This window comes from Caballeronia sp. GAWG1-5s-s (genome assembly GCF_023631445.1).
GTDB lineage: Bacteria > Pseudomonadota > Gammaproteobacteria > Burkholderiales > Burkholderiaceae > Caballeronia.
Genome location: NZ_JALQDC010000030.1, coordinates 179,744 through 204,397, shown reverse-complemented (window position 1 = coordinate 204,397; position 24,654 = coordinate 179,744). Strand labels below are relative to the sequence as shown.

The following is a 24,654-nucleotide window of genomic DNA, read 5'->3' as shown; positions in this document are numbered from 1 at the left end:
TTGCTGAAGTATTGCCCGCGCAAACTCCGGCTGTCCAAGACCATCGACGTCTAGTGCCATACCGCGCAGGTATGACGCGCTACGGTGCCTTGTCGGCGGGCGCGACGTGCGAGATGTGCTCTTCGTCGTAGAGGCGATAAATCAGCGCCAGCATCTCCTTGATATCGCGCGATTCGTCCATCGCTCGCATGCTCATGATGATGGGCGACGTGAGAGTCGGGTCGTCGAGCTCTTTATAGCTGACATCGTCGCGCTTTAAGCCATACACGCTGCTCGGGACGATGGAAATGCCTTCGCCAGCGGCCACCAGCCCCAACGCAATCTGAATCTCGCGCACTTCGTAGATCTTGCGTGGCTTGAGTCCGCGGTCCTGAAACGCGGCGAGAACCTGGTCCGCATAGCTCGGACGCGGCGTCTTGGGGTAAATGATGAGCGTCTCGTTGACGAGGTCCCGCAACGCAGAGACCGGCTTGGCAAGCGCGAGCGGATGACCGAGCGGAAACGCGACGATCATCTTCTCTTCTCTCAGCACCACGCGCCGGATATTCGCGTCCTCCAGACGAATGCGGCCGAACCCGACGTCGATATTGCCTTCCTTGAGCGCCCTGATCTGGTCGGTCGTCGACATTTCCTGAAGGCTCAGTTCGACGGTGGGGTTCTCGTCCCTGAAGCGGCGAATGATTTTCGGCAAGAGCCCGTAAAGCGTCGATGCGACAAAACCCACCGACATGCTGCGCTCGATATTGCCGACGCGCCGTGTCATGGATTCGAGTTCCGCGGTCTTGGCGAGCAATTGCACCGCGTGTTCGTAGAAGAACTTGCCGGTCTCGGTCAGCTTCAGAGGACGCGAGTTTCGTTCGAACAGCTGCACGCCCAGCGTCTCTTCCAACTGCTGTATCTGCCGACTCAATGGCGGCTGCGCGATATGGAGCCGCTGCGCGGCGCGCGTGAAGTTGCGCTCCTCGGCCACCGCTACGAAGTAGCGGAGATGTCGCAGTTCCATACGATACCTCCGGGATATAGCGCGATACTAAATCAGTGTTGGACTATGCGTTTGGGCGTCCACTATTCTGCAACCACGCCTTGTTTCATCGACCGATTATACCTTTCGAGCATATCCAAAGCGGCGATAACAAGGGTTAACCCAATAGAGAGTCAGGAGCAGACATGAGCGCCAAAGTATTCGACACGAAGGAAGTGCAGGACCTGCTTAGGGCCGCTGCCAACCTCGGCACGCAGCAGGGCAATGCACGCGCGAAGCAGATCACGCATCGTCTGCTCGCGGACCTTTTCAAGGCCATCGACGACCTCGACATGACGCCGGATGAAATCTGGGCCGGCGTGCACTACTTCAACAAGCTCGGACAGGATGGGGAGGCAGCGCTTCTCGCAGCGGGCCTCGGCATCGAAAAGTATCTGGATATCCGCATGGACGCAGCGGATCGCGAAGCGGACATTCACGGCGGCACGCCGCGCACCATCGAAGGCCCGCTGTATGTCGCGGGCGCGCCGGTGCGTGATGGCGTGTCGAAGATCGACATCAATCCCGACGCAGACGCCGGACCGCTCGTCATTCGCGGCACGGTGACGGGCGCTGACGGCAAGCCCGTGGCAGGCGCGGTGGTCGAATGCTGGCACGCGAATTCCAAGGGCTTTTACTCGCATTTCGACCCGACGGGCGCACAGGACGAATTCAACCTGCGCGGCGCGGTGCGCACGGGCGCGGACGGCAAGTACGAATTCCGCACCCTCATGCCAGTGGGTTATGGCTGCCCGCCGCAAGGCGCGACGCAGCAATTGCTCGACGCGCTCGCTCGCCACGGCAACCGTCCCGCACACGTGCACTTCTTCGTCACGAGCGACAAAACGCGCAAGCTGACCACGCAAATCAACATCGAAGGCGACCCGCTGATCTGGGACGACTTCGCCTACGCGACGCGCGAAGAACTCGTGCCGCACGTCGTCGATAAGACCGGCGGCAAGGACCTCGGTCTCAAGACGGATGCCTACAAGGAGATCCAGTTCGACATTCGCCTCACGCCGCTCGTCGATGGTAAGGACAACCAAGTGGTCAACCGACCGCGCGTCGCGATCACCGCCTGACGACATCCCGGCGGCCCGCACCGGGGCCGCTTTCTACACCCACGAATCATTCGAACCGATGCGATGGCTTCATTGCGAAGCCGGCATAGGAGACGACTCATGTCTGCAATTATCGACAAAGCGCGGCGCCTTGAGGACTTGCTCACCAACGCCGTTCAGGACGACAAGGAAAACGGCGTGTTCCGTTGCCGTCGCGACATCTTCACGAATCCGGATCTGTACGAACTCGAGATGAAGCACATCTTCGAGAGTAACTGGGTCTATCTGGCGCACGAAAGTCAGTTGCCGAACAATAACGATTACTACACCACGTGGATTGGCCGCCAGCCCATCGTCATTACGCGCGACAAGACCGGCGAGCTGCACGCGGTCATCAATGCCTGCGCCCACAAAGGCGCCATGTTGTGCCGCCGCAAGCACGGCAACAAGGGCAGCTTCACCTGTCCGTTTCACGGCTGGACGTTTTCGAACGCAGGCAAGCTGCTGAAGGTGAAGGACGAAAAGACCACCGAGTATCCCGTGCAGTTCAACAAGCAAGGCTCGCATGACCTGAAGAAAGTCGCGTGCTTTCAGAACTATCGCGGCTTCCTGTTCGGCAGCCTCAGCGACGATGTGATGCCGCTGGAAGACTATCTCGGCGAGACGAAGGTCATCATCGACCAGATCGTGTCGCAAGCGCCCGATGGTCTCGAAGTGTTGCGCGGAAATTCATCGTATATCTACGACGGCAACTGGAAGCTGCAAATGGAAAACGGCTGCGACGGCTATCACGTCAGCACCGTGCACTGGAACTATGCGGCAACCATGGGCCGCCGCAAGGTGGAAGGCACCAAGGCAGTCGATGCGAACGGCTGGAGCAAGTCCGTTGCGGGCGTCTATGGCTTCGAGCATGGACACATCCTGCTGTGGACCAACACGGTGAACCCCGAAGTGCGCCCGGTCTATGAACATCGCGATGAGATCGCAGCGCGCGTGGGCGAGGACAAGGCCAAAGTCATCGTGAATCAGACGCGCAACCTGTGCCTTTATCCGAACGTGTTTTTGATGGACCAGTTCAGCACGCAGATTCGCGTGGTTCGGCCGATCAGCGTCGACAAGACCGAAGTGAGCATCTTCTGCTTCGCGCCGAAAGGCGAAAGCGCAGAGAGCCGCGCCATCCGCATTCGTCAATACGAAGACTTCTTCAACGTCTCGGGCATGGGCACGAGCGACGACCTCGAAGAGTTCCGTGCGTGTCAGGCCGGCTATGCGAGCGCGACCTCGATGTGGAACGACATGTCGCGCGGCGCGCCGCTGTGGATTCACGGACCCGATGCGAACGCGAAGAGCATGGGCCTGAACCCGCTCATCTCGGGCGAGCGCAGCGAAGACGAAGGCCTCTTCGTGGTTCAGCACGAATACTGGATGCGCGTCATGCGCGAGGCCCTGCGCAAAGAACAGACGGAGGCGACGGCATGAGCACCGACTACCAGAAGATATGCAGCGCGTTGTATCAGGAAGCGCGTTTTCTAGATGACCGTCAGTGGGACGAGTGGCTCGCCTGCTATACGGAAGACGTCGAATACTGGATGCCCGCGTGGGACGACGACGACAAACTCACCGATGACCCGCACAGCGAAATCTCGCTGATGTATTACGCGGACCGCAGCGGCCTCGAAGATCGCGTGTTTCGCATCAAGACCGAGCGCAGCGGCGCATCGATGCCCGAGCCGCGCACGAGCCACACCATCGGCAACGTGGAAGTGCTGGCCGACCGCGACACGGAGATCGACGTCCGCTACAACTTCAACACGCTGAGCCATCGCTACAAGGTGACGGACCTTTTCTTCGGAACGATGTTCGTCACGTTGCGCAAGGTCGACGACCGCTTGCTCATCGCGCGCAAGAAGATCGTGTTGAAGAACGACTATATCCGCCAGGTGCTCGACGTCTATCACGTTTGAAACCACTCGCCGGAAAGCATCACGGAAACAGGAGGCAGTATGTCCAGCTACAACATCGCATTGAATTTCGAAGACGGCGTGACGCGCTTTGTCGAATGCAAGGCCGGCGAGAAAGTCCTCGATGCCGCATTTCGCGCGAAGATCAATCTGCCGATGGATTGTTCCGACGGCGTGTGCGGCACCTGTAAATGCCGCGCCGAGAGCGGCCGCTATGATCTGGGCGACGACTACATAGAAGACGCGCTGAGCGACGACGAGAAGGACAGCGGGCTCGTGCTCACCTGCCAGATGGTGCCGCAAAGCGATTGCGTCATTGCAGTCCCGGCTTCGTCGACGGCATGCAAGACCGCGCAGAGCAAGTTCACCGCAACCGTCGCGAAGGTCGAGCAGCATAACGACGCGGCCGTGGTGCTCGAACTCGATGTGGACAACGCAGCGCCCGTGTTTCTCCCGGGCCAGTACGTCAATATCGACGTTCCCGGCAGCGGCGAGCATCGCTCGTATTCGTTCTCTTCCGCGCCGGGTTCATCGCACATCAGCTTTCTCATCAAGAAGATTCCCGGCGGCGTGATGAGCACCTGGCTCGAATTGGCGAAACCGGGCAACACGGTCGAATTCACCGGACCGCTCGGGAGTTTCTATCTCCGCGCAGTGGAGCGTCCGCTGCTGTTTCTCGCGGGCGGCACGGGTCTCGCGCCGTTTCTGTCCATGCTCGAAGTGCTCGCGCGCGCCGGCTCGCAGCAGAAGGTTCATCTCATCTACGGCGCCACGCGCGATCTGGACCTCGTGCAGGTCGAAGCCATCGAGGCCTATACGGCAAGGCTGCCGAACTTCACGTTCTGCACCGTCGTCGCGGAAGCGGCTTCGAGCCATCCGCGCAAGGGCTGGGTGACGCAGCACATGCCGGCCGAATGTCTGAACGATGGCGACGTGGATGTGTATCTGTGCGGTCCTCCGCCGATGGTCGACGCGGTGCGCAAGCATTTCGACGACAACGGCGTGAAGCCCGTCAGCTTCCACTACGAAAAATTCACTCCTAACGCAGCGCCGGTGACCGCATGAACGCGCAACGATTCGAAGGCAAGGTGATGGTCGTGACCGGCGCGGCGCAGGGCATCGGGCGAGGCGTCGCGTTGCGCGCGGCGGCCGAAGGAGCGAAGGTGCTCTTCGTGGACCGCGCCGACTTCATTCACGAAGTCGCGGCCGAAGCGACGGGCGCGGACACCGCAGGCTTCGTCGCGGATCTGGAGACCTATGACGGCGCGGCGTCCACCATGGCGTTCGCCGTCCAGAAGTTCGGCCGCATCGATATTCTCGTCAACGGCGTGGGCGGCGCAATTCGCATGCGGCCGTACGCCGAGTTCGAGCCCGCGCAGATCGATGCGGAAATACGGCGCTCGCTCATGCCGACTCTGTACGCGTGTCATGCGGTCCTTCCGCATATGCTTGCGCAAGGCGGTGGGACCATCGTCAATGTGTCATCGAACGCGACGCGCGGCATTCGACGCGTGCCCTATTCGGCGGCTAAAGGCGGCGTCAACGCGCTGACGCAGTCGCTCGCGATGGAATATGGCGAACACCATATTCGCGTAGTCGCTGCGGCGCCCGGCGGCACGCAGGCACCTCCACGCCGCGTGCCGCGCAACGCCGCCGGAGACAGCGTACAAGAGAAGGCATGGATGAGCGAAGCGGTGAAGCAGGTCACGGACTCGACGTTCTTCAAGCGTTACGCCACGCTCGATGAGCAGATCGCCCCGATCCTCTTTCTCGCGTCGGACGAAGCCGGCTATATCACGGGTGCTGTGTTGCCCGTTGCAGGCGGCGACAACGGGTAGCGCCTGGATAACGAGGGCGCTAGCGAAAACGGCTTGCGATATGTTCGGGGATATTTTCCGGTGTCACCACGACGACCGAAGAAGACGGCGCAATCGCGGAAGCAGGAATGAGCCGATGAAAGTGCATGATGTGCTGGCAAGCCGAACGCATGTCCTGACGCAGGTCGTGATGAAGAATCGCTTGCACCTTACGCTCGCGCAGCAAGCCGACGTTGTCGCGGTCGAGATCATGCCCGACGAAGCAAAGCGGGCGCTGGTTCGCCGCCTCCAGCACTTTCAGCACGGCCGCATTGCCGCCGCCCATCGAGTACACCGCCGCAATCTTCGAACGCGTGGTAACGACTTTGCGCATGCGCTCTTCGGTTTGCATGTTGAGGCCGTGTCCGCCGCTCGCATCGAGCAGGTCGAGGTTCGGATAACTCACGCGCAGCGCGCGTCGAAAGCTCGCCTCGCGCTCTTCTTCTCCTCTGAAGCCTTCGTCGCTCATGGTGACGAGCACGGTTCCGTTAAGACCGCGTAGCCACTGGCCGATGAGATACGCCGCCGTCGCGCCCGCCACGCGATTATCCAGCCCTGCATAAGCGATGCGCGCCGACAACGGAATGTCCGTGAACGTGGTCACGACCGGGATGCCCATTGTCTTCAACGCGCCGATCGCCTCTGAAATCTCGGCGACGTCACGCGCTTTCAGCACCACGCCGTGACTGCCCCGGCGCCCTATCGAGCGAAGCGTTTCGACGACCTCGGCGGTCGACATGGTTTCGCGCATGAAGAAGCGCGGTCGTAGCACGACGGGATGGAATGCAGGCAACTCCGCTTCCAGTGCCTCCTGAATCTCGGTGGTGAACCGGGACGGGGCTTCGGCGACGACATCGATGATGAGCTTGCGTCCCGTCGTCGCGAGTTGCAGCGCCTGCTTCTCCAGTTCGCGAATCGCCTGCTCGACGCGTCTGCGCGTGCCTTCGCGCACGTTGGGACGCCCGTTCAACACACGGTCCACCGTGGCGACGCCGACGCCCGCCTGCAAGGCGATCTCCTTCACGAGGAACCGATGAGCCATCGAAACGCCTGCATTTTGATGGTTTTTTGATGCGTTTATGGTAACGCGCGCCGCGACGATGCGTCTATCCTAGGGAAAAAACCGGAGCGAGACATGGATGCCACGAATGAACGCCACGAGACGTTAGCAACGAACTGGTATCGCGAAAGCGACTGCTCGCTCGAAGCATTCGCGCAACAACTGCAAAGAAAGAGCGATGTGGTCCTGCGATTCGCGGCCGAGACGCAACGCGATATTCCCATCTACGATTGCCGCGCGCTTGATGAAGCGTTGATCGATCCTGTCGGGCAGCAGGCGTTGCAGGCCGAATGGGCGAACGTGCTGCTCGACGGCGCGGGCGTGCTCGTGCTCAGGCGCGCGTTTCACGATACATCGCCCGTCGACGACGCGACGCATATCTTCGATTCGATCATCAGACAGGAACGCGAATCGGGCACGCGCGGCGCCGACCACTTCGCCAAAGCAGGCGCGAACGACCGCATCTGGAATGCGCACGAAAAGCTGTGTCTCGCAGCGCCCACCGTGTTCGCGCGATATTTCTCGAACGCGTTCATTGCGAGCGTCGCGCAGGCGTGGCTCGGGCCCGGCTTTCAGATGACCACGCAAGTCAACGTCGTTCGTCCTGGCGGCGCGGCGCAGCAGGCGCATCGGGACTACCATCTCGGCTTTCAGACCGCGGAGGAAGTGCAGCGTTTCCCGGCGCATGTTCATACGATGTCGCCGTTGCTGACGCTTCAGGGCGCCGTCGCGCACAGCGACATGCCGATAAAAAGCGGGCCAACGAAGCTGCTTCCGTTTTCGCAGCGTTACGCACCGGGTTATCTCGCGTGGCGACGTCCCGACTTTCGCGACTTCTTCGAAACGCACTGCGTGCAGTTGCCGCTCGCGAAGGGCGACGCGCTCTTCTTCAATCCCGCGCTATTTCATGCGGCCGGCGCGAACCGCACGCAAGACGTGCAGCGCATGGCGAATCTCTTGCAGATCTCTTCGGCGTATGGGCGCGCGATGGAAACGCTCGATCGCATGCGCATGTGCGAAGCCGTGTATCCCGTGCTGCTGGACTATCGGGCGAGAGGACAGTTCACTGCGAGGGACATCGACTGCGTGATTGCATCGAGCGCTGAAGGCTATGCGTTCCCGACCAGTCTCGATCGCGATCCGCCAGTGGGCGGTCTCGCGCCCGAGAGCCAGCAAGCGCTGATGCGCCGGGCGCTCGACGAAGCATGGAACGCATCCACGCTTCGCGAGGCCCTTCGACATCAGGCGTGGAAGCGACTCAGCTAACGCGTGTGGCGGCATCAGCCGTCAGTGGATCGCGTGAGCGTTTCCCACTGACTGATCTCGTCAGCGAGCGCGGTCAGCTTGTCGCGCACCAGACCGAGCGCGTCACTGCCGAGCAAGAGATGCACGGGTGGCGCGTCGCTCTCGATGACGGCCAGCATCGCGCGCGCCGCCTTCACCGGATCGCCGGGCTGCTTGCCGCTCTTTTCCTCGCGCGCCCGGCGAATCGGATCGAAGAGCGCATCGTAATCGGCAATCGAACGAGGCGTGCGCGCCATCGAGCGGCCAGCCCAGTCGGTGCGGAACGAACCCGGCGCCACTGCCGTCACGGCTATGCCGAACGATTTCACTTCCTTCGCGAGCGTCTCGGAGATGCCTTCCAGCGCGAACTTGCTGCCGCAATAGTAGGCGATGCCGGGCATCGTGATAAAGCCGCCCATCGACGTGATGTTGAGAATGTGACCCTTGCGCCGCGCGCGCATGCCCGGCAGCACCGCCTTCATCATCGCGACCGCGCCGAAGACGTTCACGTCGAACTGTCGACGCATCTCGGCGAGCGGCGATTCTTCCATCACGCCTTCGTGACCGTAGCCCGCGTTGTTGACGAGCACGTCGATGGGACCGATGGTCGACTCGATCTCGGCCACGACGCCTTCGATGGCGTCGAAGTCCGTCACATCGAGCAGGCGGCCCACGGCCCTGTCCGGCGCGAGCGCTTCGAAGTCCTGCTTCGCCTGCTCGCTTCGCACAGTGCCGATCACGCGATGGCCTGCCGCGAGCGCTTCCTGAGCGAGTGCCCGGCCAAAGCCGCTGCTGACGCCGGTGATGAGCAGAGTCCGGTTGGATGACATAAGCACCTCTACGATGAAATGAAAGAGAGTGCATAGTATTCTTTGCACCAACGCGCTTTAAGGCCGGATATTCTGCTTTTATTGCCTATTCTTATCGTCGCCTTCGATGTCAACGAGAAAGACCGCCGCCGCTTCCCGCCATGTCGCGCAGTCCCCTGTGGACGAGCGAGAGCGTATCGTGGACCTGCTGCGCGCACTGGCGCCCAATGAGGGCTACAACCTGACGCCGCTACCGGATGTGCGCATCCTGCGTTCGGACCGCGCGTTGTCGCGCACGCCTGTGCTCTACGATCCGGGCATCGTGATCGTCTGTCAGGGACGCAAGCGCGGCTACTTCGGCGATCAGGTGTATCTGTACGACGAGCTGCATTATCTGGCCGTCGCAGTGCCCGTGCCCTTCACGATGGAAACCGACGCGACGCCTGAGCATCCGCTCTTGGCCATCTACATGCATCTGGATTTCCAGGTGGCGGCAGAGCTGATGATTCAGATCGACCGTCATCACATGCCGGCGCGCGCGGAACCACCGCGAAGCATGATGTCGAGTCCGATGGATGCCGACTTGCGCATGTCAGTCCTGCGCTTTCTGCAAGCGTTGAGCCGGCCGCTCGATGCGGCCGTTCTGGGTCCCGCGCTGGTGCGTGAGCTGTACTTTCGCGTGCTGACCGGCGCGCAAGGCCATGCGATGCGCTCGGCGCTCGCGATGCAGGGGCAGTTCGGCAAGATCGGCAAGGCATTGCGCCGCATTCACGCGACCTACGCGCAGCCGCTCGATCTCACGCAACTGGCGCGCGAAGCGGGCATGAGCGTGCCGACGTTCCACAGTCATTTCAAGGCCATCACGCACACGTCGCCCATGCAATATCTGAAGTCGACGCGGCTGCATCAGGCGCGTCTCCTGATGGTGCGTCAGGACATGACGGCGGAGGCGGCCTGTCATGCGGTGGGCTATGCGAGCGCCTCGCAATTCAATCGGGAATTCAAGCGCCTCTTCGGAACGACACCGGCCGCGGAAACGAAGCGCATGCGCGAGAGCTTCGCCGTTCCGCCGCCGTTTGCGGGCGCGGAATACGTTTCATCGCATTAGGCGAGCGCGCGCGACATCACAGATGACCCGGCCGCGGGTCCGGCACGAAGCCGTCGCGATTCGGCATACGGATGGCAGCGAGCGAATGCGCGTCCAGCCGCGCGTCGTCGGGCACGATGCCGTTGCGGTTCAGAATCCATGCGCTCAACGCGTACACCTCGTCTGCGCTCAGCGATTGCGGCGCGTTATAAGGCATCGCGCGGCGGATGTAGTCGAAGAGCGTCGTGGCATACGGCCAGTAGCTGCCGACCGTGCGCACCGGTTTGTCGGTCGCGAGCGTGCCGCGTCCGCCGATGAGCCGGTCGCCCAGGCCGCCTTCGCCGTTCGCGCCGTGACACGCGGCGCACTTCGCCGCGAAGATATGCGCGCCGGTCGCCACGTCTCCGCTGCCCGCGGGCAGGCCACGGCCATCGGGCGCGACGTCGATGTTCCATGCGGCGATTTCCGTCGCGTTCAACGGCGTGCCGATGGCGTCGATGGCCGCGCGCTGGGTCGGGTCGTGCGTGAGCGCGTTCTGCGCGCCGCCATCGCGTGTGGGCGTGCTGCATGCAGCGAGCGATACCGCGGCGACGCCGATCATCAACGGCCGCAACAGACGATGCTTCAGAGCCGGGGCGTTATGCATTTTTCACGCTGCCATCGGCGCCGATGCGCCATTGCTGAATGCCGTTGTAGTGGTAATACGAGTTCAGCCCGCGCGCGGCGACCAGCGCCTCGCGCGTCGGCTGAACGTAGCCGGTCGAATCGGTGGCGCGCGAGAGAATCGCGGCAGGCTCGCCGTTCCAGACCCAGCCTGCGTGAAAGCGCGTCAACGCGCGATCCTTCGGCGGGCCGTCGAGTTGCGCTTCCTGCCATGAGCGCCCGCCGTCGGTCGACACCTCGACCTTGCGAATGGAGCCACGTCCCGACCACGCGAGTCCGATGATCGGGTAATAGCCGTGAACCGTGAGCCGATGCCCCGGCGACGGCCGCGTGATGACCGATTTCGCATCCATCTCGAACACGAACTGGCGCGCCTGCCCGTTCGCGACCGGGTCCGTGTATTTCGACGTTTCCTCGCGCGTTTCCAGCGGCGCGTCGACGAACTTCAGCCTGCGCAGCCACTTCACGTTCGTATTGCCCTCGAAGCCGGGCACCACGAGCCGCAGCGGATAGCCGTTCTCCGGCCGCAGGCGCTCGCCGTTCTGCGCATATACGATGAGCGCGCGGTCGAGAATGCGATCGAGCGGCAGGCTGCGCGTCATCGCGGCCGCGTCGGCGCCTTCCGCGAGCATCCAGCGCGGCGTCTGACCGTCACTGGCCGCGAGACCGCCTGCGGCTTCGATCAGCGTCGAAAGCCGCACGCCGGTCCACTCGCAGCACGACAACAAGCCGTGCGTCATCTGCACCGGCAGACCGCTCGGCCCTTTCCATTCGCTTGCGGTGTTGCCCGAACATTCCAGAAAGTACACGCGCGATTCGGATGGCAGCCGCAGCAAGTCGTCCATCGTGAAGAGCTTCGGCTCGCGCACGAGGCCATGAATCGCGAGCCGATGTTGATCCGGATCGATGTCGGGCACGCCCGCATGATGCCGCTCGTAGACGAGGCCGTTGGGCGTGATCGCGCCATGCAGATCGGCGAGCGGCGTCAGCGACGAAGCCTGGCCCGGCACGGGAAACGCGCGGGCCGCGCGCCGCACGACGTTCGCTTCGTGCGGCGACGGCACGCCATATGGATGTTCGAGAATCGGCGCGCCGGGCGTGCGCGTCCATGGCTGAACCGCGAGCGGCTGCAACAGCGAGGACGCAGCGTTGGCGCTCGGCGCCACCACTGCCGAGACGGCGAAACCGCGCAACATCCGGCGGCGCAATGGCGATGCCGCTGTGTCGGTATTCGCGGAAGGCGATGAAATGCGGGGAGTTCGCGGCATGCTTGGGGCGCCGGGGGAGAGTGTCGGTCAGGGCGACCAGTATAGGACGCGCCTTGCGGAACGCACAGCCCTTGTTGCGCCTATCGATATGAAGCCGGATCATAAGCGCACGTCGCAGCGTTGCGCGTCGACATTTACTTAGTCATCCAGAACGATACATGCTTATTATCGCATCACGACATGAACATGCCGCCGTCCACGTTGACCGTCTGACCGGTGATGTACGCGGCGTCGTCCGAGGCCAGGAATGTCACCAGGCCCGCGACGTCACCGCCATTGCCGGCACGCTTCATCGGAATGTTCGCGACCCACTCGGCCATCAACTCGCCGGGTTTGTAATCGCCCAGCAGTTTGCCCCACGCTTCGTCGTTATACGACCACATGTCCGTCGTGATGATGCCCGGACAGAACGCGTTCACCGTGATGCCGGTCGGCGCCAGTTCCTTCGCGAGACTCTGCGTGATGCCGAGCACGCCGAATTTGCTCGCCGCGTAATGCGGCGTGTAGACGAAACCCTGCCGCGCCTGACCCGACGCCGTGTTGATGAGCCGCCCCGCTTTGCCTGCGCGCAGCATGCGGGTGGCCGCTTCCTGGCAGCACAGAAAAACGCCCTTGGTATTTACGGCCATGACCTTGTCCCACTCGCTTTCAGTCAGGTCCGGCAACTTGGCGATGGTGATGACCCCCGCGTTCTGCACCGACACGTCCACTTCGCCGAGCTTGCTCGCGACTTCCTCATACAGTGCGACGACCTGAGCCTTATCCGTCACGTCCGTTTCGACGGAAAGCGCGTCGAAGCCCGATTCGCGCAGACGGGCGGCTGCATCGTGAACGCTCTTTTCGTTCGCACTGACGCACACCTTCGCGCCTTCCTGCGCAAACCGCTCCGCAATGGCGAGACCGATGCCACGACTGCCACCCGTCACGACCACGACTTTGTTCTCGAACCGCTTCAATTGTTCCGCCACTGAGATTCTCCGGGAGTTAAAGACGCTCGATCCATCGCAGCCATTTCGCATGATTCTCCGCAGCCGCTTCGACACCGCTGCCGGGCTCGACGCGTCGTGCCACCACACGATGCGTCTGCCAATCGTCGAGCGATGCGGCGAGGCCCGCCTGATACGCCGCGAGCGCCGCCGCGCCCGACGCCGAAATCTCGCTGACCGCGAGCGTGCTGACAGGCCGATTCAACGTGTCCGACAGATATTGCAAAAGAAACGGACGCTGCGTGAGGCCGCCGTCGAGGTACAGTTGCGCGAGCGGCACGTCGGCCGCCTGCTCCATCACGTTGATAACGTCCTTGATCTGATAGACGATGGATTCATACGCCGCGCGCGCCACATGCTGCCACGACGTCGAAAAGTTGAGTCCGACGATCTGCGCGCCGCCTGGATACTTCCAGTGCGGACAGCCGATGCCCGAGAACGATGGAATCACGAATACGCCGCCGTTGTCGTACTCGGTGAACGCCTGCTCGGCCTTGGCGAAATCGTCGAACAGGTTCAGCTTTTCCTTGAGAAACGCGGGCGTCGATCCCGCGCTGATGATGATCCCTTCTAGCGCGTAGTCCACGCGCTTGTCGGTGGCGAAACAGAGCGTCGAGACGAGGCCGTGTTCGGGCTCGCGCGCCTTCCCGCCAACATTCATCATGATGGACGATCCCGTGCCCATCGTCGCCTTCGCGACACCGGGACTCAGGCACCCTTCGCCGACGGCGGCGGCGTGTGAATCGCCGATCATCGAAAGAATAGGCAATGGCGCCGCGAGCAGGCCGTCGAAATCGGTCATGCCGAAGTCGGACGCAGACGGCCGAAGCTCGGGCAAGCGCAGTCCTTGCAGGCCGAACGTCTCGATGAGTTCGCGATCCCATTCCAGCGTGCGAAGATTGAGCAGCATGGTGCGCGACGCATTCGTCACGTCGGTGCAATACGCCGCGCCGTTCGTCAGCCGATACAGCAGCCAGCTATCGACCGTGCCGAAGTACGCGTCGCCTGCCGCGATATGCGCGCGAACGCGTTCATCGTTTTCGTTGAGCCAGATGAGTTTGGTGCCTGAAAAGTACGGGTCGATCAGCAAGCCCGTCTTTTGTGCGATGAGCGGCTGCAAGCCGTCGCGCTTGAGCCGTTCGCAGATGCCGAGCGATCGCTGGCATTGCCACGACACGCCTGGGGCGATCGGCTCGCCCTTCGCGTTCCATAAGACGACCGTCTCGCGCTGATTCGATATGCCGATGCCCGCGATGTCGCCTTTGAATCCACTCAGGCATTCGTCCACGGCTTTCAGCACGGATGCGTACAACGCATTCGCATCCTGTTCGACGAAGCCCGTGCGCGGCGTGGTGCATGTAACCGGCGCGAAGCTGCGCGCATGAACCTGTCCGGTCTGGTCGAAGACGAGGGCCTTAGTACCGCTCGTGCCCTGATCGATGGCGAGAATATGGCTCATGGTCTATTCCTCACGCGGTCAGCGAGACCATGCGCGACTGAAGGCGCTGCTGCAACTGGTCGATGACCACCGCGAAGATAATGACGAGGCCCTTAATGACCATTTGCCAGAAATCGCTGATGCCGCACATCACCATGCCGTCGCCCAGAATGCTGATCACGCACGCACCGACGACGGAGCCGAATACCGTGCCGCGTCCCCCCATGAGCGCGGTGCCGCCGAGCACGACCGCCGCGATGGCGTTCAGTTCGTAGGTCTGTCCCGTCAACGGGTGCGCCGTCTGCAACTGCGCCGTGATCACGAGTCCGACAATCGCCGCGCAGAATCCCGAGAACATGTAGACGAATAGCTTGACGCGATTCGTTCGGATTCCCGAGAATCGCGCCGCTTGCTCATTGCCGCCGATGGCATAAATGCGGCGGCCGAGCGGCGTCTTGCGCGCGACGAAGATGGTAATGGCCGCGAGCACCAGCATGATCCACACTGGCATCGAGAGGCCGAGAATCGTGCCGTTGCCGATGAACTCAAAGCCCGTGTTGCCGAGTGCCGGATTTCCTTCGAGGTCCGCGAAGGTGCTGCCGTTGTTGACCAGCAGCGCCGCGCCGCGCACCACATACAGCATGCCGAGCGTCGCGATGAACGGCGCGACGTTGAGCATCGTGATGAGATAGCCGTTCACCGCGCCGATTAACGCGCCCAGCAAACACGCGATGATCGTCACGCCCCACGGATTGAAGAACACGATGTGATGCCCGATCTTCACGCCTTCGAGCAGCAGATATCCGGCCGCCATGCCGCTAATGCCGACGATGGAGCCCACCGACAAGTCGATACCGCCCGTCAGGATCACGAGCGTCATGCCGATGGAAAGAATCGCCACCACGGTGACATGCTTCGCCATGATGAGCAGGTTGCCGGTCGAGAGGAAGCTCTCGGTGGCGAGCGAGAACACGATGATGATCGCGAATAGCGCGATAAAGATGCGCAGCTTTAGCAGATTGACCGCGACGCGCGACGCCACATAGGCGCCGTGCCGGTTGTGCTTCGCATGCACCGGCGCGACCGGCGGGTTGCTGCTGTTGGGTGTATTCATGGTTCGGATCTCGGTTGCCTCACACTACGGCAGTCGCGGGCGTCGATGCGCGCACGATGCGTTCACTGTCGAATTGGGGCCGGTCGAGCACGGCGGTCAGCTTTCCGCTCGCCATCACGAAGACGCGGTTGGACACGGCCATCGCTTCGTCCAGTTCGGATGTCGCGTAGATCACGGCGATGCCCGACCGCGCGAGCAAGCTGATCGTTTTGTAGACGTCTTCTTTCGCGCCCACGTCGATGCCGCGCGTCGGTTCGTCCATCAGCAACACTTTGGGCTTCGTCAACAGCGCCTTGCCGATGACGACCTTCTGCATGTTTCCGCCGGATAGCGACGTGATCGGCGCATCGACGGACGCAGCCTTGATGGCCAGCTTCTTCACGATGTCGTTGGCCGCTTCCACTTGTTTGTCGCGCGTGAGCGCACCGACGAAGCGCCGCGTGAACTTGCCGAGGCTGGACAGGGTCATGTTCTCAAGTATGGTCATCAGTTGCACCATGCCCTGCTTCTGGCGGTCTTCCGGCACGAGCGCGATGCCAGCCTCGATGCGCTTCGGTATCGGCAAGTCTTCGATGGCCTTGCCTGCGAGTTCTATCTCGCCAAGCGCGAGGGGATTCGCGCCAAGTAGCGATTCGAGCAACTCGGTGCGGCCCGCGCCCATCAATCCGTAGATGCCGATCACCTCGCCGGCACGCGCGGTAAAAGACACGTGATCGACCGCATAGATCCCGTTCGAACGCTTGAGCGCGAGGTCTTTCACCTTCAGCACTTCGCGGCCGATTTCGTGCTGCTCGAACGCAAAACGCTTCTTCGAAGAGCCGACCATCGCTTCGATGATCCACGGAATGTCGATGTTGGCGATATCGTTCTCCGCCACGAGCCGCCCGTTGCGCAGCACGGTGATGCAATCGCCGATCGCCATGATCTCTTCGAGGCGATGCGAGATATAGATCACCGTCACACCCTCTTCCTTGAGCTGGCCGATGATCTTGAAGAGAATCTCCACTTCCGTCTTCGAGAGCGCGGAAGTCGGCTCATCCATGATGAGCACCTTGATGTGCTTCGACAACGCCTTCGCGATCTCGACGAGTTGTTGCTGACCGACGTACAAATCGCCGAGCCGCGTGCGCGGATCGATTGCGATGTTCAGCCGGTCGAGCAGCACTTTCGCCTGGTGGTTCTCCATCTTCGAGCGGATCACGCCCGAGTTCGTGATCTCATTGCCCGCGAAGATGTTCTCCGCCACCGTCATGTCCGGGAAGAGATTCAACTCCTGAAAGATGATGCCGATGCCGTGCTGCTCCGCACTGCACACATCGGTGATCTGCGCGAGCTTCTCGTCGATCCAGATCTCGCCCGAGGTCGGCGTTTCCGCGCCCGCGAGCAGTTTCATCAACGTAGACTTGCCCGCGCCGTTCTCGCCGATCAGCACGTTGACCTTGCCGCGCCGCACCTTATAGTCCACATCGACGAGCGCCGCCGTGCCCGGATACTGCTTCGACAGCCCGCGCGTTTCGATCACGTTGACGGGGTTCATCGTGCGGGCGGTATGCTGATTCTCGTTCATTTCCAGGCCACCGGAATCGCGCGGATCTCGCCTGCAGGCTCGCTCCAACTGCTATAGACGGCAGAGACATCGACCGGATCGCCGACCTTCAGCTTGAGCGAACTTTGCACCCGCGCCACGACGAGCTTGTTCAATTCCTGACCGAACGCGGCAAAGCGCGTCTGGTCGTCGAAGTCACTGTATTTGACGCCGGGAAAGCCGTCGCGCACGCCCGTGCCGATCACCACCGGACCTGTTTCGAGCGCGATCTGAACGGGATCGCCGCCGTTCGCGGGCGCCACTTCCACGTACGCCTTGCCGACGCGCGACGTCGAATCGATCTTCGTCACCTTGCCCTGCACGCGCAGCCAGAAGTTGCACGGGAAAGCATTGCTCTGACGGAAGCCGTATTGCTTGCAGGCATCGTCGAAATTCTGGTTCAGCGCGCTGATGACCTGCGCCGCGGGCTTCGCGTTCTTGTCCGCGTAGGGAACCAACTGGTCGTTCAAAATCTTTGCGGCGTCCGGGCCCTTGTGCTGCCCTTGCGCGCGGATGTCGGCCAATTCGGTATCGGTGACGACGTGGCACGCCGGCAGACTGACGACGCAAAGCATCGACACCAGCCGCCAGCGCGCGAATAAGGGATGAACCATGACGACCTCGACCTCACATGACAAGCCATGTGCGGGCGCAGCCCTTGCCGCGCCCGCACGGAGCAACAACGCGTACTACTTGTTGTAGTAGAAGTCCTTCACATGCGAAGCGTTGTCTTTCGTAATGAGAATGCCGCGCGTGAGCTGACGCTCCTGCTCGCCGGTCTTGCCGGTCTTGATGTATTTGTCGAGCAGATCGACGCCGTGAATCGCGATGCCCTGCGCCTGCAGCATTACGGTGGCCTTCAGCTTGCCCGCGAGCACGGAGTCGCGTTCGTCGTTGCTGCCGTCGATGCCCATGACGACCACGTCCTTATGTCCCGCAGAGTCCAGCGATGCAATCGCGCCGAGCGCAACCGGGCCATTGCCGCAAATCACGCCCTTGATGTTCGGATGCTCTTGCAAGATGGAATCCATCGCCTGCTTGCCGGGCAAGAGCGCGCCCTTTGCATCCTGACGCGCGACCATCTTCAAATCGGGATATTGGTCCAGCACCTGATGGAACGCCTGCGAGCGCGTCACGCAGTTCTTGTCCGCGAGGTTGCACGTTAGTTCGACGTACTCACCCTTCTCGCCGATGGCTTCCACGAAACGCTGCGCCACTTCGGTACCCGCTTGCAGATTGTTATGGCTCAACTGCGCAATGGCGATCCCGTCCTTCGGAATCTCGCGGTTGATCAGCACCACGGGCACTTTCTTGTCCGCCGCTGCGCGCACCGTCGCGACGCTCGCGTTGGAATCGGCGTTATCGAGAATGATGCCCTTCACACCCTTGCCGATGACGAGATTGACCAGCTCGTTTTGCTTGTTCACGTCCTCGCCATGGGAAAGCACGATGGTGTCGTAGCCGAGCTTCTTCGCTTCTGCATCTGCGCCCTTCGCTTCGGCGGCGTAATACGGATTGTCGAGCGCATTCACGAGAATCGCGATGGTGCCTTTGCCCGCTGCATTCGCGGTGGCGGGCAACGCGGCGGCGAACGAAACGGCCACCGTTGCTGCAACTGCAAGCTTCTTCCACATGTTGTTGTCTCCGGGTTGTTTGTCTTTCTTCGACAGCGTTGGACTGGCTCAGGCGATCGTGTAGCCTCCGTCGATCATGATGTCGGCGCCCGTGATCATGTCGGCGCCGTTCGAGAGCAGAAAGAGAATTGCGGCCGCGATTTCATCGGTATAGGCGAAGCGCCCTACAGGGATCAGCTTCTTCATGTTCTCGCCCTTCTCGCCTTCCCATGCGGCCGCGCCCATCGGCGTCAAGACGACGGTCGGCGAGACCGTGTTGACGGTAATGCCGCGCGCCGCCCATTCCTTCGCGAGCACCTTGGTCATGCCGATCAGGCCTGCTTTCGCCGACGTATACGCGCAGTGCTGATCGATGGCGACGGTCGCAGCCTGCGACGCGATGTTCACAATCTTGCCGCCGTGGCCGCTCGCCAGCACCACGCGCGCGAAGTGCTTCGAGCACAGGAAGGGACCGGTGAGATTGACGCCGATCTGCCGCTGCCATTCGTCGTAGCCGATGTTTTCCGCGGGTGTCAGCGTGATGCAGCCTGCGGCATTGACGAGCAGGTGCAGATCGCCAAAATGGTCGTGAGCCGCTGCAATGGCCTTCTCGACGTCAGCCTCATTCGCGACATCGCAGGCAAAGGCTTTTGCGTTGTTCGCGCCGAGTTCTTCGATGGCGGCCTGCACGCGCGGTTCTTCGAAGCTCGGATAGAGAATCGCGACGCGTGCGCCCTTCGCGATCAGCGCGGCATTTGTCGCCATTGCGATGCCGCCGAGACCGCCCGTCACCACCGCGACCTTGCCATCGAGCCGGAAGTCGAAGTCCACGCCATGGCGCAACGACATGTCGTACTGAATGCTCATTCCCGTCTCCTCTCTTATCGAGCGCAGTGCGCGCGTACGGCATTCGCGATACCGGCCGCGTCGATGCCATAGTGTTTGCGGATGCCCTTGCGCGTGCCGTACTTGGCAAATTCGCCTTCGGTGATGCCGAGCGTCGTGAGCGGCCGCCCGATCTGCCGCCTCGCCATCAACAATGCGACCGTCGCGCCGATGCCGCCGTGCAGCGAATGCTCCTCGACGGTCACGATCGTCTCGTGACGCTCGATGATCGAAGCGAGCGCGTCCTGATCCAGCGGCCGAAGCGACGAAAGGTTCACGAGCGTCGGATTAACGACGCCCTCTTTCTGAAGCGCTTCGCATGCGTCGAGCGCCTCGCCGACGACCGATCCCAGCGCAATCACCGCGACGCGCGATCCTTCGATCAGCACATCGGGACGGCCCGGCAGAAAGCGGTACGAGGCGTCATGCACCACGGGAAATTTCGCGTTGTCGAGGCGGATGTAGACAGGCCCTTCTACCGATGCCGCATAGTCGATCATTTGCGCGACTTCTGCCTCATCGCAGGGCGCGAAAATCTGCACGTTGCCGAAGCCGCTCATGATCGACAGATCGTCGATAGCGTGATGCGTCGATGCGAGCGGCCCGTATGCGACGCCCGCGTTCAAGCCGAGCATCTTCACATTCGTCGCGCTGTAACAGACGTCGTTCTTCACCTGTTCATTGGCGCGTCCGACGAGAAACGGCGCGGCGTTCGCCGTGAACACGATGTGTCCGCCGAGCGCGAGCCCCGCCGCCATGCCGACCATGTTTTGCTCAGCGATGCCCACATTGATGACGCGGTCCGGGTAGCTTTCGAGGTACGGCCCAATCTTCGAGGTCGACGTCGAGTCCGCCACCATCACGATGATGTCTTGCCCGGCCGCAGTCAGCCGGCTGATCGCGTTCACCGCGCCGTCGCGCAAGTCAGCGAGTTCACGCATGGTCGAGCTCCTTCAGCGCCTGCTTGAGTTGGTCTTCGTCGGGGAACTTGTGATGCCACGCAGGCACGTTCTCCATGAACGAGACGCCGCGGCCCTTGATGGTGTGCGCAATCACGACTTTCGGCTTCCGATTGTCGTAGTCGAGACTTTCTATTAGTTTCCAAATGGCGTCCGGCTGGTTTCCATTGACGTCGTGCACTTCGAAACCGAAAGCGCGAAACTTCTCGTCCAGCGGGTCCAGGTCCATGATGTTGTGCGTGAAGTCGGCAAGCTGAAGCCGGTTGCGGTCGACGATCACGACGAGGTTCGACAGTTCGAAGTGCGCCGCCGCCATCGCGGCTTCCCAATTCGAGCCTTCTTCGAGTTCGCCGTCGCCGGTCAGCACGAACACGCGGCCGGTGGCGCCTTCCGTCTTAGAAGCGTGACGCTGCTTCGCCATCGCGAGACCCGCCGCGATGGGAAAGCCGTGACCGAGACCGCCGGTATTGACGGTCACGAAGCTCGGCAGCTTCTGGCGCACCGGGTGGCCCGGCAGGCGCGAATCGTCTTTCAGATACGTGAGCAGTTCTTCGTCGTTCAGCCAGCCGAGTTCCGCGAAGCAGGAATAGAGACCGCCGACGCCGTGGCCTTTGCTTAGGATGAATTCGTCATGCCAGCGCACCTTGCGCTCGGCATCGACTTCATAACGCATCACATGAAAATAGAGGGCCGCGAGAATGTCGGCCTCCGACATGTCGCCGCCCGTGTGACCGCTCTTGGCCGTCGCGTTCATCACGCAGATTTTCTTGCGGATCTCTTGCGCCCGGCGATGAAGCGCGTCGCCGGACTGCTTGAAGGGGTTTTCCATTCCCTGCTCCCAGACTTCCCGTTTGCTTGAAGGCAGTTTCTTTTAGTTTCTTTCGAAAGTCAAAGAGAAATCAAAGAAAAAGGGAAAACACCTAGTGAAGCACCACCGATCTTCTGATCAGGCACAATGCGCACTGGAGAGGCGCGTTCATGCAGCGCCTGCGCAGGAAAATCAAAAATGGATCAACGAACCCGGACCGAGAAGATTTTCGAACGCGTGCAGACCGCGAAACTGGTGAAGCTCTCGGAGCTTTCCAGCGAATTCGGCGTGTCGATGCCGACGATCCGCAAGGACATCGACGAGTTGCAGCGGCTAGGACGCGTCGAGCGCGTGCACGGCAACGTGCGGCTGAAGGCAACGCAAAGCGATGGCACGCGGCGCACCTACGAGACGCCCGTGCTGCCGACGAGTTCTGAGAAGGCGTTGATAGGCAAGAAGGCAGCGAGCCTGATTGAAAACGGCGATTCCGTGATTCTGGATTGCGGCGCGACCGCGACGGAACTCGCGAAGAACCTGCTGGACCGGCAAAACCTGCGCGTGGTGACCAACGCGCTCAATATCGCCATTCTGCTGGGCGCGGAGCCGACCAACCGCGTGATGCTCACGGGCGGCATCTTCAAGCCGGAGACGATCGCGGTGTCGGGCGAGAAGGCCTCGACGTTCTTCGAGGGGATGTTCGTCGACAAGCTCTTTCTCGCGGCGGGTGGCGTGTCAATGGAGTCGGGCATCTCCTACCCGGACTTCATCGACCTGCACGTCAAGCGAGCGATGATCGATGCAGCGAAGACCGTCTACCTGCTGGCGGATTCCAGAAAGTTTGGCAAGCGCGAATTTGCCGCCTTTGGGGCGATCGACCGGATCGATTATCTGGTGACGGACGAAGGACTCGGCGGGGAATTCGTGGACTGGATTAAAGCGAACGGAATCGAGATTTTGTACGCGTGAGCGGGCGGCGAGCGCGCCGCGCTCACCGCGCTACCACGTCAACTCTGCGTCGTCGGCGTTCGCGAATTCGCCCATCGCCATGGCGTCTTCGCCGCTCTCCGCAATCGCCTTACTGGCTTCGGCCCAGCGCTCTCGCGCTGGAGGCGCCGGGCGGCGCGTGTCCTTCGTTTCTTTTTCCATTTTCTCGACATCACCTGAGCGAGGGCGCGCTTCGATGCACTCGCGCCCCTCGCTATTCTACTGATTCGCCCTACTTCTTCCCATCAACCACCGCGACCACTTCCTCGCGCGTGTACTCCTTATTCGCCAGCGCCCCGGCCGGCGTCTTCGCGAGCACCGCATCGAGTTCCTCAGGCTTCACTTCCAGCACCGGCATGCGGATATCGTGCGGCACCTTCTTGCCCGCGAGAATCTGCTGCGTCACCCAGAACGCAAACGACGACGCGCCCGGCGGAATCGTCACCGACATCGTCTCGTAGCCGCTCTTCTTCTGATCGGCCCACCACGCAAGCTCTTCCTGCCGGTTGCCCAGAATGATGATCGGCGTCGGCCGTCCCGCTGCCTTGATCGCCTGCGCCGCGCCATAGCCGTCGCCGCCCTGCGTGACGACGCCATCGATCTTCGGCAAGGTCGGCAGAATGCCCGCGACCTGCTTTTGCGCGACGGTCTGCGTCCAGTCGCCGTGCACCGAGCCGACGATCTTCAGCCCCGGATACTTCCTCAGTTCATCGACGATGCCCTGATGGATCTCGTCATCCACCGACACGCCCGCCAGCCCGCGAATTTCGAGCAGATTGCCCTTGCCGTTCAGGCGCTTGGCCAGATAATCCACCTGCATGCGGCCCATACCCTGAAAATCCACCGCGATGCGATACGCGCACGGCTCGGTCGCGATGCCGTCGAAAGAGACCACCGTCACGCCCGCGCCGCACGCCTGCTTGATGACGCCGTTGAGCGCCGTCGGCGAAACGGCATCCACCGCAATCGCCTTGAAGCCCTGCAAGATGAGGTTCTGTATCTGCTGAACCTGCTCGGTGGCCTGGCTCTCGGCCGTCGTGTAGCTCGGCGCGGCCGCGACGATCTTCTGCTTCACGGCGGGGTCCGCCACGTTCGACCAGCTCTTGAGCATCTGCTGGCGCCAGCTGTTGCCCGCATAGTTGTTCGAAAGCGCGATCTTCATCGACGACGTATCGCCCGTCGCAACCTGCGCCGACGCGCCCACCGATGCTGATGCCATGCACAGCGCCAACGCGAGTTTCCTGATCTTCATGCTTGTCTCCGGTTCTTGATTTGATGTGCTGGCGTCTCAGCGTCCCGCGCCGCGCACGCCGACATGAAGCGAATAGATAGACGACGTAGCCGCGATAAACAGCCGATTGCGATTGATGCCGCCGAAGGTCACATTCGCGACGACCTCCGGTATCAGGATCTTGCCGAGCAGCGTGCCGTCGGGCGCGTAGCAGTGCACGCCGTCTTCCGCGCTCGTCCAGACGTTGCCGTGCTCGTCGAGGCGCATGCCGTCCGGCACGCCGCTTTGCATTTCGATGAACACGCGCCCGTTGCGCAATGCGCCTTCGCTCGATACGTCGAACACGCGGATATGACGCGGCGCTTCGTCGTCGTGTGAGGCCGCGGAATCCGCGATATAGAGCCGCGATTCATCCGGCGAGAACGCGAGGCCGTTGGGCTTCACGAAGTCGTCGCAGACGAGCTGCACGTCGGTGCTCTGCGACGACACGCGGTACACGTTGCATCGCCCGATCTCGCTGTCCGCCCGATAGCCTTCGTAGTCGCTCAGAATGCCGTAGTCGGGATCGGTGAACCAGATGTCGCCCTTCGAATCGACGACCACATCGTTCGGTGAATTGAGCCGCTTTCCTTCGAAGTGCGAAGCAATGACGGTCACGCTGCCGTCGTGCTCCGTGCGCGTCACGCGCCGCGCGCCATGCTCGCATGTGACGAGCCGCCCTTCGCGGTCGCGCGTGTTGCCGTTGCTGTAGTTCGACGGCGCGCGAAACACGCCCACGCCCATGCCGGGCGCCCAGCGCAGCATGCGGTTGTTCGGAATGTCGCTCCAGACGAGCAGGTCCGTCGCCGGAAAATACACCGGTCCCTCGGCCCACAGGCATTCGTCGGTGATTTTGGAAAGAAACGCGTTCGGCTGAAGCAGCAGCCTGAATCGCGGATCATGCACTTCGTAGTCGCTCGGTTTCATGTCTCCTCGTCCCTT

General features: G+C 61.9%; 24 protein-coding genes and 1 pseudogene. 8 read left to right on the top strand and 17 right to left on the bottom strand.

What is annotated here, in order from left to right:
* Positions 1-79: 79 nt before the first annotated feature.
* Complete coding sequence (locus tag NCR34_RS23325; RefSeq protein WP_248323418.1) at positions 80-1,003, bottom strand: LysR family transcriptional regulator; 924 nt, start codon at positions 1,001-1,003, stop codon at positions 80-82.
* 164 nt (positions 1,004-1,167) lie between these two features.
* Here NCR34_RS23325 and catA point away from each other — a divergent pair, with 164 nt between their 5' ends.
* The 5 genes from catA to benD all read left to right on the top strand — a co-directional run bounded on the left by catA (position 1,168) and on the right by benD (position 5,881).
* Complete coding sequence (gene catA, locus NCR34_RS23320) at positions 1,168-2,103, top strand: catechol 1,2-dioxygenase (RefSeq protein ID WP_250501159.1); 936 nt, start codon at positions 1,168-1,170, stop codon at positions 2,101-2,103.
* A gap of 99 nt (positions 2,104-2,202) precedes the next feature.
* Positions 2,203-3,561, top strand: a complete 1,359-nt coding sequence (locus NCR34_RS23315) for a Rieske 2Fe-2S domain-containing protein (RefSeq protein WP_250501158.1) — start codon at positions 2,203-2,205, stop codon at positions 3,559-3,561.
* The gene (benB, locus tag NCR34_RS23310) at positions 3,558-4,046 is read left to right on the top strand and encodes a benzoate 1,2-dioxygenase small subunit (RefSeq protein ID WP_250501157.1); all 489 of its coding nucleotides are present in this window, start codon (positions 3,558-3,560) and stop codon (positions 4,044-4,046) included. The genes NCR34_RS23315 and benB overlap by 4 nt, the downstream gene beginning before the upstream one ends.
* Positions 4,047-4,085: 39 nt before the next feature.
* Entirely contained in the window at positions 4,086-5,108 is a 1,023-nt protein-coding gene (gene benC / locus NCR34_RS23305; protein WP_250501156.1) for a benzoate 1,2-dioxygenase electron transfer component BenC, read from the top strand.
* A complete protein-coding gene (gene benD, locus NCR34_RS23300; RefSeq protein ID WP_250501155.1) occupies positions 5,105-5,881 on the top strand; it encodes a benzoate diol dehydrogenase BenD in 777 nt (258 codons plus the stop codon). The genes benC and benD overlap by 4 nt, the downstream gene beginning before the upstream one ends.
* A 19-nt stretch (positions 5,882-5,900) precedes the next feature.
* On the opposite strand, the gene NCR34_RS23295 is transcribed toward benD, so the two are convergent.
* Positions 5,901-6,941, bottom strand: coding sequence for a LacI family DNA-binding transcriptional regulator (locus NCR34_RS23295; protein WP_250501154.1), 1,041 nt, complete (start codon positions 6,939-6,941; stop codon positions 5,901-5,903).
* Positions 6,942-7,034: 93 nt separating this feature from the next.
* Here NCR34_RS23295 and NCR34_RS23290 point away from each other — a divergent pair, with 93 nt between their 5' ends.
* On the top strand, positions 7,035-8,225 hold the full coding sequence (locus NCR34_RS23290; RefSeq protein WP_250501153.1) for a phytanoyl-CoA dioxygenase family protein: 1,191 nt from the start codon (positions 7,035-7,037) through the stop codon (positions 8,223-8,225).
* A 14-nt stretch (positions 8,226-8,239) separates the two neighbouring features.
* Here the strand turns inward: NCR34_RS23290 and NCR34_RS23285 are convergent, their stop codons facing one another.
* Positions 8,240-9,073, bottom strand: coding sequence for an oxidoreductase (locus NCR34_RS23285; RefSeq protein WP_250501152.1), 834 nt, complete (start codon positions 9,071-9,073; stop codon positions 8,240-8,242).
* A 106-nt stretch (positions 9,074-9,179) separates the two neighbouring features.
* Between NCR34_RS23285 and NCR34_RS23280 the strand changes: the two genes are divergently transcribed.
* Entirely contained in the window at positions 9,180-10,160 is a 981-nt protein-coding gene (locus tag NCR34_RS23280) for an AraC family transcriptional regulator (RefSeq protein WP_250501151.1), read from the top strand.
* 16 nt (positions 10,161-10,176) lie between these two features.
* Here the strand turns inward: NCR34_RS23280 and NCR34_RS23275 are convergent, their stop codons facing one another.
* The 11 genes from NCR34_RS23275 to NCR34_RS23225 all read right to left on the bottom strand — a co-directional run bounded on the left by NCR34_RS23275 (position 10,177) and on the right by NCR34_RS23225 (position 21,479).
* Positions 10,177-10,785, bottom strand: coding sequence for a c-type cytochrome (locus tag NCR34_RS23275; protein WP_250501150.1), 609 nt, complete (start codon positions 10,783-10,785; stop codon positions 10,177-10,179).
* Positions 10,778-12,070 (bottom strand): sulfite dehydrogenase, encoded by a 1,293-nt coding sequence (soxC, locus tag NCR34_RS23270; RefSeq protein WP_250501149.1) that lies wholly within the window; start codon positions 12,068-12,070, stop codon positions 10,778-10,780. Before soxC ends, NCR34_RS23275 begins: the two co-directional genes overlap by 8 nt.
* 173 nt (positions 12,071-12,243) lie before the next feature.
* Entirely contained in the window at positions 12,244-13,038 is a 795-nt protein-coding gene (locus tag NCR34_RS23265; protein ID WP_250501148.1) for a glucose 1-dehydrogenase, read from the bottom strand.
* 16 nt (positions 13,039-13,054) lie between these two features.
* Positions 13,055-14,515, bottom strand: a complete 1,461-nt coding sequence (locus NCR34_RS23260; RefSeq protein WP_250501147.1) for an FGGY family carbohydrate kinase — start codon at positions 14,513-14,515, stop codon at positions 13,055-13,057.
* 10 nt (positions 14,516-14,525) lie between these two features.
* Complete coding sequence (locus NCR34_RS23255; protein ID WP_250501146.1) at positions 14,526-15,608, bottom strand: ABC transporter permease; 1,083 nt, start codon at positions 15,606-15,608, stop codon at positions 14,526-14,528.
* Between the two features lie 19 nt (positions 15,609-15,627).
* On the bottom strand, positions 15,628-17,175 hold the full coding sequence (locus NCR34_RS23250) for a sugar ABC transporter ATP-binding protein (RefSeq protein ID WP_250501145.1): 1,548 nt from the start codon (positions 17,173-17,175) through the stop codon (positions 15,628-15,630).
* On the bottom strand, positions 17,172-17,807 hold the full coding sequence (locus NCR34_RS23245) for a DUF2291 family protein (RefSeq protein WP_250501144.1): 636 nt from the start codon (positions 17,805-17,807) through the stop codon (positions 17,172-17,174). The genes NCR34_RS23250 and NCR34_RS23245 overlap by 4 nt, the downstream gene beginning before the upstream one ends.
* A 75-nt stretch (positions 17,808-17,882) precedes the next feature.
* Complete coding sequence (locus NCR34_RS23240; protein ID WP_250501143.1) at positions 17,883-18,827, bottom strand: D-ribose ABC transporter substrate-binding protein; 945 nt, start codon at positions 18,825-18,827, stop codon at positions 17,883-17,885.
* A gap of 48 nt (positions 18,828-18,875) precedes the next feature.
* A complete protein-coding gene (locus NCR34_RS23235; protein WP_250501142.1) occupies positions 18,876-19,673 on the bottom strand; it encodes a GolD/DthD family dehydrogenase in 798 nt (265 codons plus the stop codon).
* Positions 19,674-19,687: 14 nt separating this feature from the next.
* Positions 19,688-20,632 carry a transketolase family protein gene (locus NCR34_RS23230; protein ID WP_250501141.1) on the bottom strand — a complete coding sequence of 315 codons (945 nt, stop codon included), beginning with the start codon at positions 20,630-20,632 and terminating at the stop codon, positions 19,688-19,690.
* A complete protein-coding gene (locus tag NCR34_RS23225) occupies positions 20,625-21,479 on the bottom strand; it encodes a transketolase (protein ID WP_250501140.1) in 855 nt (284 codons plus the stop codon). The genes NCR34_RS23230 and NCR34_RS23225 overlap by 8 nt, the downstream gene beginning before the upstream one ends.
* 177 nt (positions 21,480-21,656) lie before the next feature.
* On the opposite strand from NCR34_RS23225, the gene NCR34_RS23220 reads away from it, so the two are divergent.
* Positions 21,657-22,424, top strand: coding sequence for a DeoR/GlpR family DNA-binding transcription regulator (locus NCR34_RS23220; RefSeq protein ID WP_250501139.1), 768 nt, complete (start codon positions 21,657-21,659; stop codon positions 22,422-22,424).
* A gap of 30 nt (positions 22,425-22,454) precedes the next feature.
* Here NCR34_RS23220 and NCR34_RS23215 read toward each other — a convergent pair.
* The 3 genes and pseudogenes from NCR34_RS23215 to NCR34_RS23205 form a co-directional block, all read right to left on the bottom strand.
* A pseudogene (locus NCR34_RS23215) lies at positions 22,455-22,583 on the bottom strand (AbrB/MazE/SpoVT family DNA-binding domain-containing protein); the annotation flags it as partial.
* Positions 22,584-22,674: 91 nt separating this feature from the next.
* Positions 22,675-23,694 carry an ABC transporter substrate-binding protein gene (locus tag NCR34_RS23210; RefSeq protein WP_250501137.1) on the bottom strand — a complete coding sequence of 340 codons (1,020 nt, stop codon included), beginning with the start codon at positions 23,692-23,694 and terminating at the stop codon, positions 22,675-22,677.
* A gap of 36 nt (positions 23,695-23,730) precedes the next feature.
* A complete protein-coding gene (locus tag NCR34_RS23205) occupies positions 23,731-24,639 on the bottom strand; it encodes an SMP-30/gluconolactonase/LRE family protein (protein ID WP_250501136.1) in 909 nt (302 codons plus the stop codon).
* Between the last annotated feature and the right edge of the window lie 15 nt (positions 24,640-24,654).

Bases quoted from the DNA above. Each gene is read 5' to 3' on its own strand.
- NCR34_RS23325 (WP_248323418.1), bottom strand. From the start codon at position 1,003: ATGGAACTGCGACATCTCCGCTACTTCGTAGCGGTGGCCGAGGAGCGC.
- catA (WP_250501159.1), top strand. From the start codon at position 1,168: ATGAGCGCCAAAGTATTCGACACGAAGGAAGTGCAGGACCTGCTTAGG.
- NCR34_RS23315 (WP_250501158.1), top strand. From the start codon at position 2,203: ATGTCTGCAATTATCGACAAAGCGCGGCGCCTTGAGGACTTGCTCACC.
- benB (WP_250501157.1), top strand. From the start codon at position 3,558: ATGAGCACCGACTACCAGAAGATATGCAGCGCGTTGTATCAGGAAGCG.
- benC (WP_250501156.1), top strand. From the start codon at position 4,086: ATGTCCAGCTACAACATCGCATTGAATTTCGAAGACGGCGTGACGCGC.
- benD (WP_250501155.1), top strand. From the start codon at position 5,105: ATGAACGCGCAACGATTCGAAGGCAAGGTGATGGTCGTGACCGGCGCG.
- NCR34_RS23295 (WP_250501154.1), bottom strand. From the start codon at position 6,941: ATGGCTCATCGGTTCCTCGTGAAGGAGATCGCCTTGCAGGCGGGCGTC.
- NCR34_RS23290 (WP_250501153.1), top strand. From the start codon at position 7,035: ATGGATGCCACGAATGAACGCCACGAGACGTTAGCAACGAACTGGTAT.
- NCR34_RS23285 (WP_250501152.1), bottom strand. From the start codon at position 9,073: ATGTCATCCAACCGGACTCTGCTCATCACCGGCGTCAGCAGCGGCTTT.
- NCR34_RS23280 (WP_250501151.1), top strand. From the start codon at position 9,180: ATGTCAACGAGAAAGACCGCCGCCGCTTCCCGCCATGTCGCGCAGTCC.
- NCR34_RS23275 (WP_250501150.1), bottom strand. From the start codon at position 10,785: ATGCATAACGCCCCGGCTCTGAAGCATCGTCTGTTGCGGCCGTTGATG.
- soxC (WP_250501149.1), bottom strand. From the start codon at position 12,070: ATGCCGCGAACTCCCCGCATTTCATCGCCTTCCGCGAATACCGACACA.
- NCR34_RS23260 (WP_250501147.1), bottom strand. From the start codon at position 14,515: ATGAGCCATATTCTCGCCATCGATCAGGGCACGAGCGGTACTAAGGCC.
- NCR34_RS23255 (WP_250501146.1), bottom strand. From the start codon at position 15,608: ATGAATACACCCAACAGCAGCAACCCGCCGGTCGCGCCGGTGCATGCG.
- NCR34_RS23250 (WP_250501145.1), bottom strand. From the start codon at position 17,175: ATGAACGAGAATCAGCATACCGCCCGCACGATGAACCCCGTCAACGTG.
- NCR34_RS23245 (WP_250501144.1), bottom strand. From the start codon at position 17,807: ATGGTTCATCCCTTATTCGCGCGCTGGCGGCTGGTGTCGATGCTTTGC.
- NCR34_RS23240 (WP_250501143.1), bottom strand. From the start codon at position 18,827: ATGTGGAAGAAGCTTGCAGTTGCAGCAACGGTGGCCGTTTCGTTCGCC.
- NCR34_RS23235 (WP_250501142.1), bottom strand. From the start codon at position 19,673: ATGAGCATTCAGTACGACATGTCGTTGCGCCATGGCGTGGACTTCGAC.
- NCR34_RS23230 (WP_250501141.1), bottom strand. From the start codon at position 20,632: ATGCGTGAACTCGCTGACTTGCGCGACGGCGCGGTGAACGCGATCAGC.
- NCR34_RS23225 (WP_250501140.1), bottom strand. From the start codon at position 21,479: ATGGAAAACCCCTTCAAGCAGTCCGGCGACGCGCTTCATCGCCGGGCG.
- NCR34_RS23220 (WP_250501139.1), top strand. From the start codon at position 21,657: ATGGATCAACGAACCCGGACCGAGAAGATTTTCGAACGCGTGCAGACC.
- NCR34_RS23210 (WP_250501137.1), bottom strand. From the start codon at position 23,694: ATGAAGATCAGGAAACTCGCGTTGGCGCTGTGCATGGCATCAGCATCG.
- NCR34_RS23205 (WP_250501136.1), bottom strand. From the start codon at position 24,639: ATGAAACCGAGCGACTACGAAGTGCATGATCCGCGATTCAGGCTGCTG.